The organism is Vibrio sp. 2-Bac 85 (assembly GCF_037546705.1).
GTDB lineage: Bacteria > Pseudomonadota > Gammaproteobacteria > Enterobacterales > Psychromonadaceae > Psychromonas.
On the sequence record NZ_JALAAB010000013.1, the window covers coordinates 18,821 to 34,453 of the forward strand.

Annotated in this window: 16 protein-coding genes; 5 read left to right on the forward strand and 11 right to left on the reverse strand. The window is 38.8% G+C overall.

Features of this window, described 5'->3' with window-relative positions:
• Nucleotides 1-51: 51 nt before the first annotated feature.
• On the forward strand, nucleotides 52-1,164 hold the full coding sequence (asd, locus tag MT390_RS13570; protein ID WP_166372127.1) for an aspartate-semialdehyde dehydrogenase: 1,113 nt from the start codon (nucleotides 52-54) through the stop codon (nucleotides 1,162-1,164).
• An 88-nt stretch (nucleotides 1,165-1,252) separates the two neighbouring features.
• On the opposite strand, the gene gpsA is transcribed toward asd, so the two are convergent.
• From gpsA to MT390_RS13590, 4 genes are all read right to left on the reverse strand, one after another.
• Nucleotides 1,253-2,257: an NAD(P)H-dependent glycerol-3-phosphate dehydrogenase gene (gene gpsA, locus MT390_RS13575; RefSeq protein ID WP_299667608.1), complete on the reverse strand. Its 1,005-nt coding sequence runs from the start codon at nucleotides 2,255-2,257 to the stop codon at nucleotides 1,253-1,255.
• Between the two features lie 210 nt (nucleotides 2,258-2,467).
• On the reverse strand, nucleotides 2,468-2,929 hold the full coding sequence (gene secB, locus MT390_RS13580; RefSeq protein WP_166372125.1) for a protein-export chaperone SecB: 462 nt from the start codon (nucleotides 2,927-2,929) through the stop codon (nucleotides 2,468-2,470).
• 36 nt (nucleotides 2,930-2,965) lie between these two features.
• Nucleotides 2,966-3,214 (reverse strand): glutaredoxin 3, encoded by a 249-nt coding sequence (gene grxC, locus MT390_RS13585; RefSeq protein WP_166372124.1) that lies wholly within the window; start codon nucleotides 3,212-3,214, stop codon nucleotides 2,966-2,968.
• A 2-nt stretch (nucleotides 3,215-3,216) separates the two neighbouring features.
• Nucleotides 3,217-3,645: a rhodanese-like domain-containing protein gene (locus MT390_RS13590; RefSeq protein ID WP_166372123.1), complete on the reverse strand. Its 429-nt coding sequence runs from the start codon at nucleotides 3,643-3,645 to the stop codon at nucleotides 3,217-3,219.
• Nucleotides 3,646-3,857: 212 nt separating this feature from the next.
• On the opposite strand from MT390_RS13590, the gene gpmM reads away from it, so the two are divergent.
• The 4 genes from gpmM to panM all read left to right on the forward strand — a co-directional run bounded on the left by gpmM (nucleotide 3,858) and on the right by panM (nucleotide 8,204).
• Nucleotides 3,858-5,387, forward strand: coding sequence for a 2,3-bisphosphoglycerate-independent phosphoglycerate mutase (gene gpmM, locus MT390_RS13595; RefSeq protein ID WP_499441651.1), 1,530 nt, complete (start codon nucleotides 3,858-3,860; stop codon nucleotides 5,385-5,387).
• 236 nt (nucleotides 5,388-5,623) lie between these two features.
• Nucleotides 5,624-6,895 carry a murein hydrolase activator EnvC family protein gene (locus MT390_RS13600; protein ID WP_499441763.1) on the forward strand — a complete coding sequence of 424 codons (1,272 nt, stop codon included), beginning with the start codon at nucleotides 5,624-5,626 and terminating at the stop codon, nucleotides 6,893-6,895.
• Nucleotide 6,896: 1 nt separating this feature from the next.
• Nucleotides 6,897-7,733: a divergent polysaccharide deacetylase family protein gene (locus MT390_RS13605; protein ID WP_499441652.1), complete on the forward strand. Its 837-nt coding sequence runs from the start codon at nucleotides 6,897-6,899 to the stop codon at nucleotides 7,731-7,733.
• A 42-nt stretch (nucleotides 7,734-7,775) separates the two neighbouring features.
• Entirely contained in the window at nucleotides 7,776-8,204 is a 429-nt protein-coding gene (gene panM, locus MT390_RS13610; RefSeq protein WP_499441653.1) for an aspartate 1-decarboxylase autocleavage activator PanM, read from the forward strand.
• A gap of 162 nt (nucleotides 8,205-8,366) precedes the next feature.
• Here the strand turns inward: panM and MT390_RS13615 are convergent, their stop codons facing one another.
• From MT390_RS13615 to aptA, 7 genes are all read right to left on the reverse strand, one after another.
• Nucleotides 8,367-8,969 carry a DUF4136 domain-containing protein gene (locus MT390_RS13615; protein WP_299667588.1) on the reverse strand — a complete coding sequence of 201 codons (603 nt, stop codon included), beginning with the start codon at nucleotides 8,967-8,969 and terminating at the stop codon, nucleotides 8,367-8,369.
• 32 nt (nucleotides 8,970-9,001) lie between these two features.
• Nucleotides 9,002-9,976 carry a tRNA dihydrouridine(20/20a) synthase DusA gene (gene dusA / locus MT390_RS13620; RefSeq protein ID WP_499441656.1) on the reverse strand — a complete coding sequence of 325 codons (975 nt, stop codon included), beginning with the start codon at nucleotides 9,974-9,976 and terminating at the stop codon, nucleotides 9,002-9,004.
• 425 nt (nucleotides 9,977-10,401) lie between these two features.
• The gene (locus tag MT390_RS13625) at nucleotides 10,402-10,827 is read right to left on the reverse strand and encodes a universal stress protein (protein ID WP_499441658.1); all 426 of its coding nucleotides are present in this window, start codon (nucleotides 10,825-10,827) and stop codon (nucleotides 10,402-10,404) included.
• A complete protein-coding gene (locus MT390_RS13630) occupies nucleotides 10,828-12,162 on the reverse strand; it encodes a TRAP transporter large permease (RefSeq protein WP_499441660.1) in 1,335 nt (444 codons plus the stop codon).
• A complete protein-coding gene (locus MT390_RS13635) occupies nucleotides 12,159-12,773 on the reverse strand; it encodes a TRAP transporter small permease subunit (RefSeq protein ID WP_499441662.1) in 615 nt (204 codons plus the stop codon). Before MT390_RS13635 ends, MT390_RS13630 begins: the two co-directional genes overlap by 4 nt.
• A 115-nt stretch (nucleotides 12,774-12,888) precedes the next feature.
• A complete protein-coding gene (locus MT390_RS13640) occupies nucleotides 12,889-13,920 on the reverse strand; it encodes a TRAP transporter substrate-binding protein (RefSeq protein ID WP_499441663.1) in 1,032 nt (343 codons plus the stop codon).
• A 349-nt stretch (nucleotides 13,921-14,269) separates the two neighbouring features.
• Nucleotides 14,270-15,586: an omega-aminotransferase AptA gene (gene aptA / locus MT390_RS13645; protein ID WP_299667570.1), complete on the reverse strand. Its 1,317-nt coding sequence runs from the start codon at nucleotides 15,584-15,586 to the stop codon at nucleotides 14,270-14,272.
• Nucleotides 15,587-15,633 lie beyond the last annotated feature (47 nt).

Sequence of the window (15,633 nt, forward strand, 5' to 3'; positions counted from 1 at the left end):
TTAATGATTAATCGGTTCTATTTAAACTATAAATGAAAGGAAATGTAGACCATGAAAAAAGTGGGTTTAGTTGGTTGGCGCGGTATGGTTGGATCTGTTCTTATGCAAAGAATGCGTGAAGAGAATGATTTTGCAACGATTGAGCCAGTATTTTTCACCACCTCACAAGTTGGTCTAGCATCTCCAGAAGTTGGTAAACCAACCGATACTTTAAAAGATGCATCTTCAATCGAAGCATTAGCAGAAATGGATATCATCATTACCTGTCAAGGTGGCGATTACACTAATTCAGTTTATCCAGCACTACGTGCTAGTGGTTGGAACGGTTACTGGATTGATGCGGCTTCTTCGTTACGTATGAAAGATGACAGCATTATCGTACTAGACCCTGTAAACAAAGATGTGATTCAACAAGGTCTAGCTGATGGCGTAAAAACCTACGTAGGCGGTAACTGTACCGTTTCACTGATGCTATTAGCATTAGGTGGTTTATTTGAAGCAAACTTAATTGAATGGGTTTCTCCACATACTTACCAAGCAGCTTCAGGTGCAGGCGCACGCAACATGCGTGAGTTGATTAGCCAAATGGGTGCAATTGAAGCATCAGTAGCAGATGAGCTAGCAGATCCTGCTTCTGCTATTTTAGAAATAGATAAAAAAGTGGCTGAATTCATTCGCAGTGATGCATTACCAACTGAACAGTTTGGTGCACCGTTAGCGGGTAGTTTGATTCCATGGATTGATGTGCCTATGCCTTCTGGTCAATCAAAAGAGGAATGGAAAGCACAAGTTGAAGCCAACAAAATTCTAGGCACTAGCGATAATCAAACACCAATTGATGGTTTGTGTGTTCGTATTGGCGCGATGCGTTGTCATAGCCAAGCAATCACAATGAAACTGAAAAAAGATGTTTCAGTAGCTGAAATTGAAAAAATTCTAGCATCACATAATGAGTGGGTTAAAGTGATCCCTAATGAACGTGAAGCCACCGTTTCTGAGCTTTCTCCTGCAAAAGTAACAGGTACATTAAGTATCCCTGTTGGTCGTATCCGTAAATTAGCAATGGGTCCTGAATACATCAGTGCATTCACTGTAGGTGACCAACTATTATGGGGTGCTGCTGAGCCATTACGCCGTATGTTGAATATATTACAAGATGCTTAATTTGCATTAGTTTGTAACATCTATTAAAAAAGGCCTCAATGAGGCCTTTTTTGTATATCGGTTTTTATAATCTCAAGTAGACTAGATGCTACTCGCCTTTCTTACTACGTGATAACAAATCCATCGCAGCTTCTTTTACTGCTTTGCCTTGATAAAGTACGTAATAGATTTGTTCACAAATCGGCATTTCAATATTAACGCGTTTTGCTAGATTATAAACTTCTTCCGTATTCCGGTAACCTTCAACTACTTGGCCAATTTCAACCTGTGCTTCATCAATGCCTTTACCTTGGCCTAAAGCCAAACCAAAACGTCGATTACGAGATTGATTATCAGTACAAGTTAATACTAAGTCACCTAACCCTGCCATGCCCATAAATGAAGCTTCTGTAGCACCTAAAGCCACACCTAAACGTGTTAATTCAGCTAGACCACGCGTAATTAAAGCAGTACGCGCATTTGCACCAAACCCTAAGCCATCGGCTAAACCTGCGCCAATTGCAATCACGTTTTTAACAGCACCGCCTAATTGCACTGCAGTAAAGTCTTCTGAAATGTAGGCTCTAAAATTACTTTGGTTGTGAAAAAGCTCTGAAAGGTGTTGCGTAAAGCTAAGGTCAGTTCCAGCAACCGCAACCGCAGTAGGTAAACCTTTTGCCACTTCCATCGCAAACGTTGGCCCAGACAATACAGCCAAAGGATAAGCTTCACCCACGATATCCCGCGCGACTTCCTGTAATAACCGTCCAGTTTCAGCTTCTAGCCCTTTAGTTGCCCATGCAATGCGGTGTTCAGGACGTAATAAAGGTTTAACTTGAGATAATACTAAACCAAATACATGGCTTGGCACTACCAGCAGAATAGTATCCGTTGCAGCGATGCATTTTGCGAGATCACTTTCAGGTTGAAGACGTTCAGGAAATGTAACACCGGGTAAGAAGGCTTTGTTTTCACGATCTGATTGGAGGCGTTGAATATGGTCAGCTTGATGACCCCAAATTAATGTATTGTGGCCGTTACGAGCCAATGCAACAGCAAGTGCGGTGCCGTAAGAGCCTGCACCTAAAACTGTAATTGCAGTTTTTTCAGTCATTCATCATCACCTATTTAATGTCAACCGGAATAAATAAATGCTCCATGTTACTGACGATAACAAGCCATTGCTGAGTTAGGGCTTAACCATTTAAATTAAGAGCTAGCCATGTAGGCTAAGACCTAACTATATAAATTAAGACCTAGCTATGGCTTGTTATTTTTAGGTAATATTGGTTCAAATACTCATACCGATTGTTATAGAACTTAATTAAGAATTTAATGTTTCTACTTCAGCTTGCTGATTTGCCATTGCTTGTTGAAATAGAGCATCAAAGTTCACTGGTGCTAAGTTTAACTGCGGGAAAGTACCACGAGTCACTAAGCTTGATACCGCTTCACGCGCATATGGGAATAGGATATTTGGACAAAATGCATTTAAGCAATGTGCTAATTGAGGACCTTCAAGCTGTGAAACAGAGAAAATACCTGCTTGTTGTACTTCACATAAGAAAGCAACTTCACCTTCCACTGTCGCAGTTGCTGTCAGTGATAAAGTTACTTCGTATACACCTTCTTCTAATTTATTAGATTGTGTATCAATGTCCATTTTAACTTCTGGAGCCCATTCTTTTTTAAAAATGTCAGGTGAATTTGGGCATTCAAAAGAGATATCTTTTACATATACACGTTGGATGTTGAATTCTACTTGTTGTTCTTGTTGTTCTGGCATGATCTTTCCTTAATCCTTAAAAATTATTTATTCGTATTAACTTAACAATTCATCAAGTTGGTGTGCGCGTTCTAATGCATACAACTCGTCACAACCGCCTATTGCCTTGCCGTCTATAACAATTTGTGGAACCGTTGTTCCACCAGTCAATTTTGTCATATTCGGACGAAGAGAACGGTCAGACACATCAATTTCTTGATAGGTTACTTCTTTATTGTCCAACAATTGTTTTGCACGAACACAATATGGGCAATATGGAGTGGTGTAGATAGTGATAGTAGCCATAATTACTTCTTAGTTGTTGGTAAATTTGCAGAGGTCCAGCCGCTCATACCTGAAAATAGGTTATTTACTTGCTCAAAACCAGCTTTTGCTAGCTTCTCACCAGCAGCTGCAGAGCGAGTACCTGATGCACACACGACTATAATGGGGGTCTGCTTATTATTTTCAATAGCTGCGAACTTTCCTTCTTGAATCTGTGACGGAGTTATATTTTTTGCGTTAACGATATGGCCTTTTTTAAACTCATCAGCAGTTCGAATATCAACGACTATCGCATCTTGCTTGTTGATTAATTGCGTTGCTTGCTGTGGATTGATATTGTTTATCTTGCTTAGTTTATCTTTTACAACACTGTAGATTAACATTGCGGCAATCGCTACCCATGCAGCAGCTAACATCGGATTGTTGGTAATAAAATCAATATACTCTTGCATAACTTGTTTCTTCTTCTGTAAGGATAAATTTCAGCATGAGTATACCCTGTGGAAAACAGAATATCAGCCTTGAGATTTAGATTAATAAATGAAAATAGCTTTTTTATGCTTTTTTCAACTTGCTTTGATCTAACACTAGGCTTTTTCAGTGACAAGCTACACAAATGTTGTAAAATCCCTTGTAGATAATTTAATCATTAAAGAGGTTTGATATGACAACTCCTAAGAAACCATTAGTACTATTGATTTTAGACGGTTGGGGCTACCGCCCAGATATGCCAGATAATGCAGTGTCAAATGCTAACACACCTGTTCTAGACCAATTATGTAAAGACTATGCCAATACGCTTATTTCGGCATCGGGCATGGATGTAGGTTTACCTGATGGACAAATGGGTAACTCAGAAGTAGGTCATACTAATATTGGTGCAGGACGTACTGTTTACCAAAACCTAACCAAAGTGACTAAATCTATCGCCGATGGCGATTTCTATGAAAATGCAAATTTTGTTGCCGCAGTTGATAAAGCAGTTGCAGCAGATAAAGCTGTTCATATTATGGGTCTTGCTTCACCAGGTGGCGTTCACTCTCACGAAGACCATATTGTTGCAGCCATTGAACTAGCAGCAAGACGTGGTGCAAAAAAAGTTTACGTTCATGCTTTCTTAGATGGTCGTGATACTCCGCCACGCAGTGCAGCAGGTACATTAGCAAAATTTGAAGATAAATATAAAGAAGTTGCCGTTGGTCGTACTGTTTCTTTAGTGGGCCGTTATTTTGCAATGGACCGTGACAATCGTTGGGATCGTGTAGAGCAAGCTTATAGCCTGCTTACTGAAGCAAAATCAGAATACACAGCCGACAGCGCATTAGTAGGCCTTGAAAATGCTTATGCTCGTGATGAAAATGATGAGTTTGTAAAAGCAACTGTGATTGGCGAAGCCACACCTATTTCTGACGGTGATGCAGTTTTATTCTTAAACTTCCGCGCCGACCGTGCACGTGAGATAACCTATACTTTCACTGATCCAAATTTCACTGGTTTTGAACGTGCAGTAATACCAAACGTTCACTTTGTGACGTTGACAGAGTTCGCAGCAGATATTAAAGCACCAGCTGCTTACCCAAGCGAAGAGCTAACGAATACGTTAGGTGAGTGGTTAGCGAAAAAAGACAAAACACAATTACGTATTTCAGAAACTGAAAAATACGCGCATGTGACTTTCTTCTTTAACGGTGGTGTTGAAGATGAATTCCCAGGTGAACATCGCACATTGATTAGCTCTCCAGCGGTTGCTACCTACGATATGCAACCAGAAATGAGTTCTGCAGAATTAACTGAAAAATTAGTAAGCGCAATCAAAAGCAGCGAATACGATGTGATCATCTGTAACTACCCGAACGGTGATATGGTTGGACACACTGGTGTTTATGACGCGGCAGTTAAAGCCTGTGAAGCAGTCGATGCTTGTATTGGTCAGATTGTAGGCGCATTAAAAGAAGTGGGCGGCGAATGTTTAATTACCGCTGATCATGGTAATGCAGAACAAATGATTGACCCAGATACAGGTGGTATTCATACCGCACATACTAATTTACCGGTACCGTTTATCTATGTGGGTCGTGAAGCAACTATCGCTGAAGGCGGTCGTCTGTGTGATATTGCACCAACTATGTTGTCATTGATGAACATGGAAATACCAAATGAAATGACAGGTAAACCTTTAATTACTGTTAAGTAAGTTTATACTCTGGTGCGTCAGACTCTTATGGCGCACCTGATTTCTTCCTAAAAATCAGTTATATCGTCCAAGCAATATCCACTTAATTCGCATAAATTCTTATTTAATCGAATAAAATACCATGTAAACCTTCAGTAATTGTTTTTTTACTCAACATACAAAAGAATTGTAGGTATTATCTGATTGAGAGATTTATCAATAATACTAATCAGTTTATAAGGTCGATACCAACAGTGATGCTAAATCTATTTTATTCCAATCAACGAGGGCCTTTAAAACAATTACTATGCATTCCTTTTCTCGTTGCTATTCTTTTTAGCCATCAAATTTCAGCAGCAGACCTTAATAATTTACAACGTCAGATCAAGCAAAGCAAACAAACAAAATCAGAACAACAAAAACAACAACAGCAGCTTGAAGAGCAACTTTCAGCAAGTGACCAAGCAATTGCCAAGGCATCTTTACAGGTTAATCAAACCAAAAAAATGATTGATGACAAACGCAATGCATTAATCACCTTGCAGCAAGAAACGAAGCAACTAGAAGACGACAAAAAGAAGCAACAAACATTATTAGAACAGCAACTCATTAGTGCTTATATGACTGGGCAAAATGACCTCATTAAATTAATGCTAAATCAAGAGGATCTGAGCAAAGTCATTCGCGCCAAAAGCTATTACTATTATTTAAATGAAGCCCGCTTAGAAAGTATTGAAGCCTTACACTCAACGCAACAAAAACTCGACAAAAACGCCAGCCAACAAGCTGCAGCACTAACTTCCCTAGAGAGTCTGTATCAAGAACAGAAACAAACTCAAGCCACGGTAAATAATCAGCGATCAAAACGTGATCAAGCACTACGTGAATTAAAACAAGATATTAACTATCAAAATGCAAAAATAGCGGAATTAGCAAACTCTGAAAAAGCTTTACGAGCACGCATTAAAAAAGCAGCAGAAGACCGTAAAAAAAGACAGCTCGCAGCAGCTAAAGCCAAAGCAGCACAGGAACGTAAGAATAGAGCAAAGGCGCAGGCACAAGCTGCACAGGAACGAGAAAAAATAACACAAGCAGAAGCTGCAGCGAGAAACAAAGCAAAAAACAACTCTAAGCTTGCAGGTCTCAAAGGTAAATTACCCTGGCCTATTCAAGGTAAAGTATTACACCGATTTGGAAGCGCTCGTAGCAGCCAAGTTACCTGGAAAGGCATTGCTATCGCCGCAAATGAGGGCGAAAAAGTAAGAGCCGTGGCTACAGGACGGGTTCTATTTGCAGGATATTTTAAAGGCTACGGCATGGTGATCGCGCTCGACCATAGTGATAACTATATTACCCTATACGGATACAATGAAACATTGTTGCAAAAAGCAGGGGATGTGGTCTTTCAAGGTGATGCAATCGCGCTAGCAGGACACAGTGGTGGACAAGATAGAAACAGCTTATATTTTGAATTAAGCCACAAAGGTAAAGCAGAAGATCCATTACGCTGGTTAACAAGAAGTAAGTAATATGCTACTCACCTTTCTAAATAAAACAGGTAGATTATTACTTTATACTTGGCTCTTTAGCAACGCAACCAATGCCTTAGCAATCGGTAAGCTCGTTATTATCATTGATGACATTGGTAATAATAAGAATAACCAAGCATTTTTAAAGTTACCTAAAAATGTAATTTTTTCTATTCTTCCATTCACACCTTACGCTAAAAGCCTTGCTCGAGCTGCCCACCAGCAACATCGTGAAGTACTATTACACATTCCGATGCAGGCACACAGCCATAACCATTTATTAGGCAAAGGTGCGTTGACCGAAGAGATGGACAAGCAAACTCACCAACAACAATTAATCGATTCCTTAAAGGTCATCCCCTATGCCGTTGGTGCTAATAATCATATGGGTAGTCAACTCACCGAGAATCTAACAGCAATGCAGTGGACTATGGAAATGTTATTTCAACAGGGATTGTTTTTTGTTGATAGCTTTACCAGTGCTCAAAGCGTTGCACAGACCGCAGCATTGACCGCCGGACTACCAGCTTTAAGACGTCACATATTCCTAGACAATGTACGTACACAAGCGGCCATGGAAAAGCAATTTAAGACAGCAATCGAACATAGTATGCACTCACCTTATACCATTCTTATTGCGCACCCTTACCCTGAAACCTTACAATACTTATCACAACGCTTAGCTTTACCTGAGCAAGATTACCAATTAGTCCCCTTAAGACAATTAATTCCATTAAAAGAACGTGTGATTTTATTGCTTAAAAAAGTACAATATTATCAACAAAATCATATTTATTCAGACACCCGTAGCGTTAACTTTCCACTACATAATGAATAACATAACTAATAACATAACCAACAACCTAATAGTGAGACCTGTATGCGCCTATCCGTTTTCATTGCCGACACTCTATCAAATCAATTATTAATAGATTTACAGAAAATCTATGCAGGCCACCTTCCACCGGCAGCTTTAACCGAACAAGCCATTAAAGAGCAATTAGCACAAGCGGATACCAAGTTATACGTAACAATGTTTAATGAGCGCCATATCGGTGCTGTAAATGTAAAAACCCAAGGTACAACAGCTATATTTTCTCAATTATCTATTAGAGATCTAACTCGTCGACGTGGCGTTGGTAAGAATTTATTGAAGCAAATTGAAAAAGTGATTAAAGCGGAAGGAATTACACAAATTGAATATAACTTAAAAGAAGTATTAGAAGATCAGTACCTAGCAACTCAGGCCTTTTTCTCAGACAGTGGTTATACAATCAATAACCATATTGCAAGCAAGTCTCTTTGTTAACAGTAATTGGTTAACAGTAAGCAGCATTAAATAGATTACTGGACTGTATCCGTTATCCGTTGCCATTCATCATTTGCACATTGAATGGCAACCAAGACATATTTGCTATGTGTAATTTCAGCAATACAATGTATGTACTGTCTTGCCTTATTACTTTCCCGCCTATTTACCCGCTTGTGGGAAACCACCTAGCATCATACTCAGAATATATTGCATGCGTACCGAGCCGGATTCCATTCGATCTTGTTCTAAATCGACAAAACCTTGCACAGCAGAGCGCCAATAAACGGTTTTTTCTTGGTTATCTAACGCAGCTAGTAATAGAGACCCTTTTTCATAACGAGGATCATTAACATTACTACGTGTTAAACCTGGTAGCAGTCCAAAGCGTTGCTGAATGGTTTGGTCCGCAATATCATCTTCTAGCGCAAATAAAAATCCAACAACTATATCAGCTTGTTTAGGATCCGCACGATATTGATATCCTTTACTACTCAAATAAGTGGTTATTTGGTTGCGAATATAACCTTTCAGCTGCTGCTGATTTTGTCCCGCAACACCTGACAACACCTGATTATATTGGTCGCTCCAAGTATAAGTAGTAAATGCGGGCAATACGTCAGGGGGATTACCACTGCTAACAATCATCAAACGCTGTGTGTTACTTGTTGTTTGCGCTGTTGCATCGGTTGTCGTTTGTGAGCTACAACCATAGAGAGCCAACTGAATACCAATTATAGCAAACAGTAAATATAATTTTTTCATCCTATTACCTCACCTTCGCTAACAAGTAGATCTTAATCTTCAATCACAAATGATGCTGCTTTTTGCATGACCTCAATACCAGAGCCCGGTATATGACCATTTTCACTTAAATGACGACGCCATGCTCGTGCACCCGGTAAACCTTGAAACAAGCCTAACATATGTCGAGCGACACGGTTCAAGTGTACACCTTGGCTTAACTGAGATTCAATATAAGGGTACATTTTTTCTAAAACTTCAAAACGAGTTAATGGTACTTTGTCACATCCAAATAACTGCTGATCAACCGCACTTAAGATATACGGATTAGCATAAACCTCTCTTCCTAACATCACTCCATCTAAATGCTGCAAATGAGTTTCACAATCGGATAACGTTTTAATACCGCCATTAATGGCAATCGTTAATTCAGGAAAATCACGCTTTAATTGATACACACGTTCATAATCTAAAGGTGGTACATCACGATTTTGCTTTGGGCTTAAACCACTTAACCAAGCTTTACGGGCATGAATAATAAAAGTATCACAACCTTGTGCTTTTACTTTTTCTACAAAGTCACATAAAAATTCATAAGAATCTAACTCATCAATACCAATCCGTGTTTTAACCGTCACAGGCAAACCACTGGCATCCTTCATCGCTTTTACTGCATCACCAACTAATGCACCTTCGGCCATTAAACACGCACCAAAACGACCATTTTGTACTCGGTCAGAGGGACAGCCTACATTCAAGTTTATTTCATCGAATCCACGGTCAGCACCCGCTTTGGCAGCTTGTGCTAAATCTAATGGCGCTGAACCACCTAACTGCAAACTTACTGGATGTTCAGCAGCATCTTTTTGTAAATAATCCCCTTTCCCATACAAAATAGCACCTGTCGTGACCATCTCACTGTATAACAATGTATTTTTACTCATTAAACGATGGAAATAACGACAATATTGATCAGTCCAATCAAGCATCGGAGCAATAGAAAAGCGGTTTGTAGGGAAATTTTGCATAAAACACCAAGAATAAAATAAAGGAAGATCATTAAGCCAAATAAGAGTGTTATACCGTTCACATTAAAGAAGTGATTGCTACTAACCTTCAACTGACATTTTAAAAGAATAATTATAACAGAAAATGATTACTTAAAAACGCCATTTAATGACATCGTAGAGTCACCTACTCTTACCAAAAAAGCCATAATAAACAAAAATTCTCCCATAATAATAACCAACAACTGAATCAAAAAACTAAAATTTCAATAAACAATCTAATTTAAGATTCTTAGATAAGCAGTTAATTACACTTTAATGCGCATAAAAGTGTAATTATTTGCTTTTTTATACGCATTAAAGTGTTTTAAATAAATAGCAGAATTGAGGTGAAAAGATGAAAAAATCACACATAAATAGACTTAATTAAATGCTCACAACTTCAATTATCTCACGACAAAAACCGAACAAGGTGCATGACGAACTATTTTTGCTGCATTAGATCCTAATAAATATGACCTAAATTTAGGCTTAGCAGATGCCATAACAATGGCATCTGCATTAATTTTTTTTGCCAGTGATACAACCTCATCAAACACCGTTCCAGTACGAACAATACAACGCCCTCTATGCCGTTCTGGAATGGTTGCATGAAACATAGTTTTCAGTGCAAGTTCAGTTGCATTATGTTTCTCGGTAAGACGGTCACTTACGGCGGTTAAAGCCATGCGTCTGTGACTTGCTGTGTCATCAACGAATAACATGTCAATCACTCCATCATCAGCAAGTAATTTAAGCGCCATTGTAACTTCTTTTTCAGCCAGTTTATTGAATGCTAAATCGACTGGCATTAATATATGTTTCAAACTCATTTAACCATCTCCCATTAATTTATTCGGTAACCACAAAACGATTTCGGGAAATACCATACACAAAATTAAGACCATCAACTTCAATAAAATAAACGGTGCAACCGAACGGTAAATATCCATCATGCTAATGCCAGGCGGCGCAATGCCTTTTAGATAGAATAGCGCGAACCCATAAGGAGGCGTCTGCACTGCAATCTCTATATTTAAGATCATCAAAATACCAAACCAAATAGGATCATATCCAAGCCCCACTACAATTGGTGCAAATAGTGGTGCACACATTAAAACTATAATGAGTTCATCAATAATAAACCCGAGTAATAACATGGTAATTTGCATTATGATAATGATAGCTATTGGTGGGAGATCAAACTTCTGCGTGATATCCGTCACAAGATCTTGAACCATATCTTGAACACCGCTGAGCATGTGGAAATTACTAAATAATGAAGCTCCTAAAATGATCCACATCGAAACACTGACTAGCATAGCGGTTTCGAAACCTGCTGACTTAAACATCTGAAAACGAAAACGTTTAAAAACTATTGCCAACATAATTGCGCCAACAACACCAATCGCACCAGATTCTGTTGGGGTAGCAATACCCGTAATAATACTCCCCAGTACAGCAAAGATAAGTAGCAGAGCAAATATGCCATCACGCGCCGTCTTCACTTTCTCTTTGGGGCTCATTTTTTTCTCAGCCCCCGTATTCATAGGGGCTTTTTCAGGCTTTAGCTTACAAGAAATAATGACATATGAAACTAATACTGTAATAGATATCAATGCAGGTATCAGTGCAGCAATAAACATACGGCCAACAGAGTTTTGAGTTGAAGCTGCGTACATGATCATTGGAATACTTGGTGGGATCAAAATACCTAGACCACCGCCTGCCATAATGACCCCCAACGCTAAGCGTTTATCATATCCACGCTCTAACATTGGCCTTAGCGCAATGCTGCCGGACGTCATGATACCCGCGCCGATAATCCCCACCATCGCGCCAATCATAGAACAGACACCAATAACACTAATTGCCAGTGAGCCTCGAATACGACCAAGGAACATCTGACTGGCATTAAACATTGCGTCACCAATACCCGAGCGTGTTAATAATTGTCCCATATAAATGTATAAAGGAATTGCCAATAAAACAAAGCTAAAAAAGGTACTTTCAAGAGTGGTTGGAATGAGGTTGTAAATACCTTCTCCCCACGTTAAATAACCTACTCCCATTGCGATTCCACCTAACGCTAATCCAACGGGAGCGCCAAATGAAAAGCAGGCTAAAATCAAACCAATTAACAACAGTGTTAAAACGCCAATACTCATAATTGTTCAACTTTTTTTAATTTATTTTCGACAGACTCGATATTTTCATCACCATTCGCAATTGCTAACGCTTGTTGCTTTTCGTCTTCCGATTCCAACAACGCTTCACTGGTAAATATGAAGAAAACATCTTGTAATAAATCACTGATGTATTGCAGTATGAATACGCTACATGCAACGGTCATCATGATCCAGAAGTGCGCCATAGAAGGGGCCCATTCAGATTGTCGACGGTAGTTGAATTCAATTGCTTCCTCGTATTTCCCTAAACTCACCAGAATCACTACAGATAGAAAATAAATAGCTAAACTGTACGACAATAGGTTAAAGCCTGATTTCATACGAGCGGATAATGATAAGTAAATAACATCAACGTTGATATGTGCTTTTTTCTGCTGTGCTAATGCACCACCTAAAGCTGCAATATAACCAAATAAAAACAAAGATACGTCATAAGCCCAAATAGTTGGACTATTGAGTACATAACGAGAGAAAACTTCGAAAGCGACAGTTAGCGCTAACAATGGCATTAATAATGATGCTGAAAAGCCGATAAAATAAACGACTTTATTAATGGCTAAACATAAATACTTTAGTATCGTTTTAAACATAATAATCATCCTTGTTTACAGCACTAAACCATACAGTATGTAACTGACTACCTTCTTTGGAATCATGCACTTAGGAACTAATCAAGGCGTATAAATACCTTGATTAGCTTGTCCATTATTGTTGTAATATTTTAACTAGTTGACTGCTATATTTATCTGAGTTCGCATATTCAGACCATAATGAGTTTGCAGTTGTGTTCCACGTTTCAATGTCTGCCTTAGTTGGTTCTGGGCTCCACTTCATACCCTGTGCTTCCATGTCTGCAATCGCTTTAGATTCCCATATGCGAGATTTAGTCATCTGCTCAAGCGCGTGTGACTCACTTGCACTTCGTACAATCGCTTGTAAATCTTTTGGTAATTTATTCCATTCACGTTTATTTACAACGATAGGTAGAACTTGTGCACCAGCAATTGGTAGGCGATACATATATTTTGCTACCTCAGCGTGATTACCATCTCTATGGTCAATGATATTACTACCGATTGAACCATCAATAACACCTGTTGCAAGGCTAGTATAAATTTCGCTCCAAGAAAGAGAAGCTGGCGATGCGCCTAATTTTCTCAAAAACTTGCCGTAAGCACCTGGCGCTCTAATTTTCAAACCTTTAAAGTCATCAATACTGTTAATAGGCTCTTTAGTTAAAATATAAACAGGTAGTTGAACGTAAGGTTCTAACCAAACTAACCCTTGTTTATCATAAGCTTCTGTTAATATTTCGCTCCAGCCTTTTTCACGAAATAAAGTACTTAATTCACCCACATCACTCGTTGTCCCAGGTAAACCGACTTCTACCACACCAGCAGGAAATTCACCCGCATGCATAGGTTGAAAAGGCGCTCCCATTGTCATTAGGCCAGACTTAACTGACCCCAGTACACCAGTTTGACCAACACCTTCACCTGCATACATCATTTTAACTTTTATTCTGCCATTCGACATTACGCCAATATTTTCAGCAAAGTCTTTATAAACTTCGCCATAAGCTGTACCGCGAGAATATAGGTTTACAAAGCGCCAATTAAATTCAGCTGCACTCACTGTTGGAATTGCACCTAACGTTGCTGTCAACGTTAATATTGTTCCAGCCAAAGAACGTTTTAAACGAGTCGTTAATAGATTACTAAAGAGGTTACTAGACATAGTTATTATTCCTTTTATATTATTTATTCCTGATAAGGAAATATTCACAACGAATATTTCCTTGACTGAGCAACTAGACCAATTGAGTCAGTGCAAATCTGAACAGTATTATTGGTTCATCCATAACCTTAATTACCATTCCAAAATAATTGTTACATTTATGTTAAAAAACTTAAATATGATACTCACCAAGTAAAGTTTGAAATAAATCAAACAATAAACTTCTTATTGATACAGCTCAAATGCTTATTATTTGTCACAAAAATGCTACACAACAAAGCCCCTAATCACCAACACTATTAAGCAGGGATAGTAGAGTAATGTTCTAATTATTCAAAAGCTTGAAGGTTTAAATCTCGATAGACTTTGCAACAGTGGCAAGCGTATCTACAATTTGATCAACATGACTCTTTTCGATAATTAATGGTGGAGAAAGTGCTATCGTATTTCCCATACTGCGAGTTAGTACACCTTGGTCATAACATTTTTTCAATATATCAAAACCAATTGGCTTACCATGACTTGGTTGTGCAAATTGGACTGCGCCAATCAAGCCATAATTACGAATATCAATAATTGAAGAGATACCTTTTAATGAATGTAGGCCTTCTTGGAAATAATCACCTATTTCACCACTTGCACGCTCTAATAAACCTTCTTTTTGATAAATATCCATTGTTGCTAACCCGGCGGCACAGACAACAGGATGAGCTGAATAGGTATAACCGTGATAAAACTCAACAGCACCTTCTGCTGCATTATTAACAACGGTGTTATAAATCTCATCCTGTGCAAAGACGGCTCCTAACGGAACAACACCACTTGTAATACCTTTTGCTGAGGTGATCAAATCAGGTATTACATCGAATAAATTAGAAGCGAATGACGATCCTAAACGACCCCAACCCGTGATTACTTCATCAAAAATCAAAACTATGTCGTGCTTTGTACAGATTTCTCGTAATCGGCGTAAGTAACCTTTTGGTGGTAAGATAACACCACCCGCACCAGAAATAGGCTCTACAATAACTGCCGCGATACTATCTGCACCATGAAACTGCACCAATGTTTCTAATTGTTCAGCTTTTTCAGCACCAAACTCAGGTATACCTTTACTGAAAGCATTACGAGATATATCCAACGTGTGATCGATATGGTCAGCAGGTAATAAAGGTCCAAAACCTTTACGATTTGGTGCTAGTCCACCAACAGATATCCCACCAAAATTCACACCATGATAACCAAGCTCTCTACCAATAAAACGGAATTTTCCGGTATTACCCTTTGCTTGTTGGTAAGCTAAAGCAATTTTCATTGCACTTTCTACAGCTTCTGAACCTGAATTGGTAAAGAACACCTTGTTTAAACCAGGGGGGGTGAATTCAACTAAGCGTTCAGCAAATTCAAAACCTATATCATGGCCAAAATTAAATGGTGAACTGTAATCTAGATTAGTAACTTGTTTAGCCATTGCTTCACCGATCTCTTTACGACCATGTCCAGCATTAACACACCACAATCCGGCTGTTCCATCTAACAATTCACGTCCATCATCCGTATAACAATGCATGCCTTTAGCACGGTTTATAATACGAGGATTAGCCTTAAAATCACGGTTTGCTGTAAATGGCATCCAGAAAGCGTCGTAGTTAGTTTTCTTATTCATTGCTTAGTCCTTTATTGATGTTGTTATTGTGTGATCATATTGTTATG

Excerpts from the sequence above, each read along its gene's own strand:
- MT390_RS13635 (WP_499441662.1), bottom strand. The coding sequence starts at position 12,773 with ATGTTTAAAACGATACTAAAGTATTTATGTTTAGCCATTAATAAAGTC.
- MT390_RS13590 (WP_166372123.1), bottom strand. The coding sequence starts at position 3,645 with ATGCAAGAGTATATTGATTTTATTACCAACAATCCGATGTTAGCTGCT.
- MT390_RS13615 (WP_299667588.1), bottom strand. The coding sequence starts at position 8,969 with ATGAAAAAATTATATTTACTGTTTGCTATAATTGGTATTCAGTTGGCT.
- dusA (WP_499441656.1), bottom strand. The coding sequence starts at position 9,976 with ATGCAAAATTTCCCTACAAACCGCTTTTCTATTGCTCCGATGCTTGAT.
- MT390_RS13640 (WP_499441663.1), bottom strand. The coding sequence starts at position 13,920 with ATGTCTAGTAACCTCTTTAGTAATCTATTAACGACTCGTTTAAAACGT.
- gpsA (WP_299667608.1), bottom strand. The coding sequence starts at position 2,257 with ATGACTGAAAAAACTGCAATTACAGTTTTAGGTGCAGGCTCTTACGGC.
- MT390_RS13630 (WP_499441660.1), bottom strand. The coding sequence starts at position 12,162 with ATGAGTATTGGCGTTTTAACACTGTTGTTAATTGGTTTGATTTTAGCC.
- MT390_RS13625 (WP_499441658.1), bottom strand. The coding sequence starts at position 10,827 with ATGAGTTTGAAACATATATTAATGCCAGTCGATTTAGCATTCAATAAA.
- panM (WP_499441653.1), top strand. The coding sequence starts at position 7,776 with ATGCGCCTATCCGTTTTCATTGCCGACACTCTATCAAATCAATTATTA.
- MT390_RS13605 (WP_499441652.1), top strand. The coding sequence starts at position 6,897 with ATGCTACTCACCTTTCTAAATAAAACAGGTAGATTATTACTTTATACT.
- secB (WP_166372125.1), bottom strand. The coding sequence starts at position 2,929 with ATGCCAGAACAACAAGAACAACAAGTAGAATTCAACATCCAACGTGTA.
- gpmM (WP_499441651.1), top strand. The coding sequence starts at position 3,858 with ATGACAACTCCTAAGAAACCATTAGTACTATTGATTTTAGACGGTTGG.
- MT390_RS13600 (WP_499441763.1), top strand. The coding sequence starts at position 5,624 with ATGCTAAATCTATTTTATTCCAATCAACGAGGGCCTTTAAAACAATTA.
- grxC (WP_166372124.1), bottom strand. The coding sequence starts at position 3,214 with ATGGCTACTATCACTATCTACACCACTCCATATTGCCCATATTGTGTT.
- aptA (WP_299667570.1), bottom strand. The coding sequence starts at position 15,586 with ATGAATAAGAAAACTAACTACGACGCTTTCTGGATGCCATTTACAGCA.
- asd (WP_166372127.1), top strand. The coding sequence starts at position 52 with ATGAAAAAAGTGGGTTTAGTTGGTTGGCGCGGTATGGTTGGATCTGTT.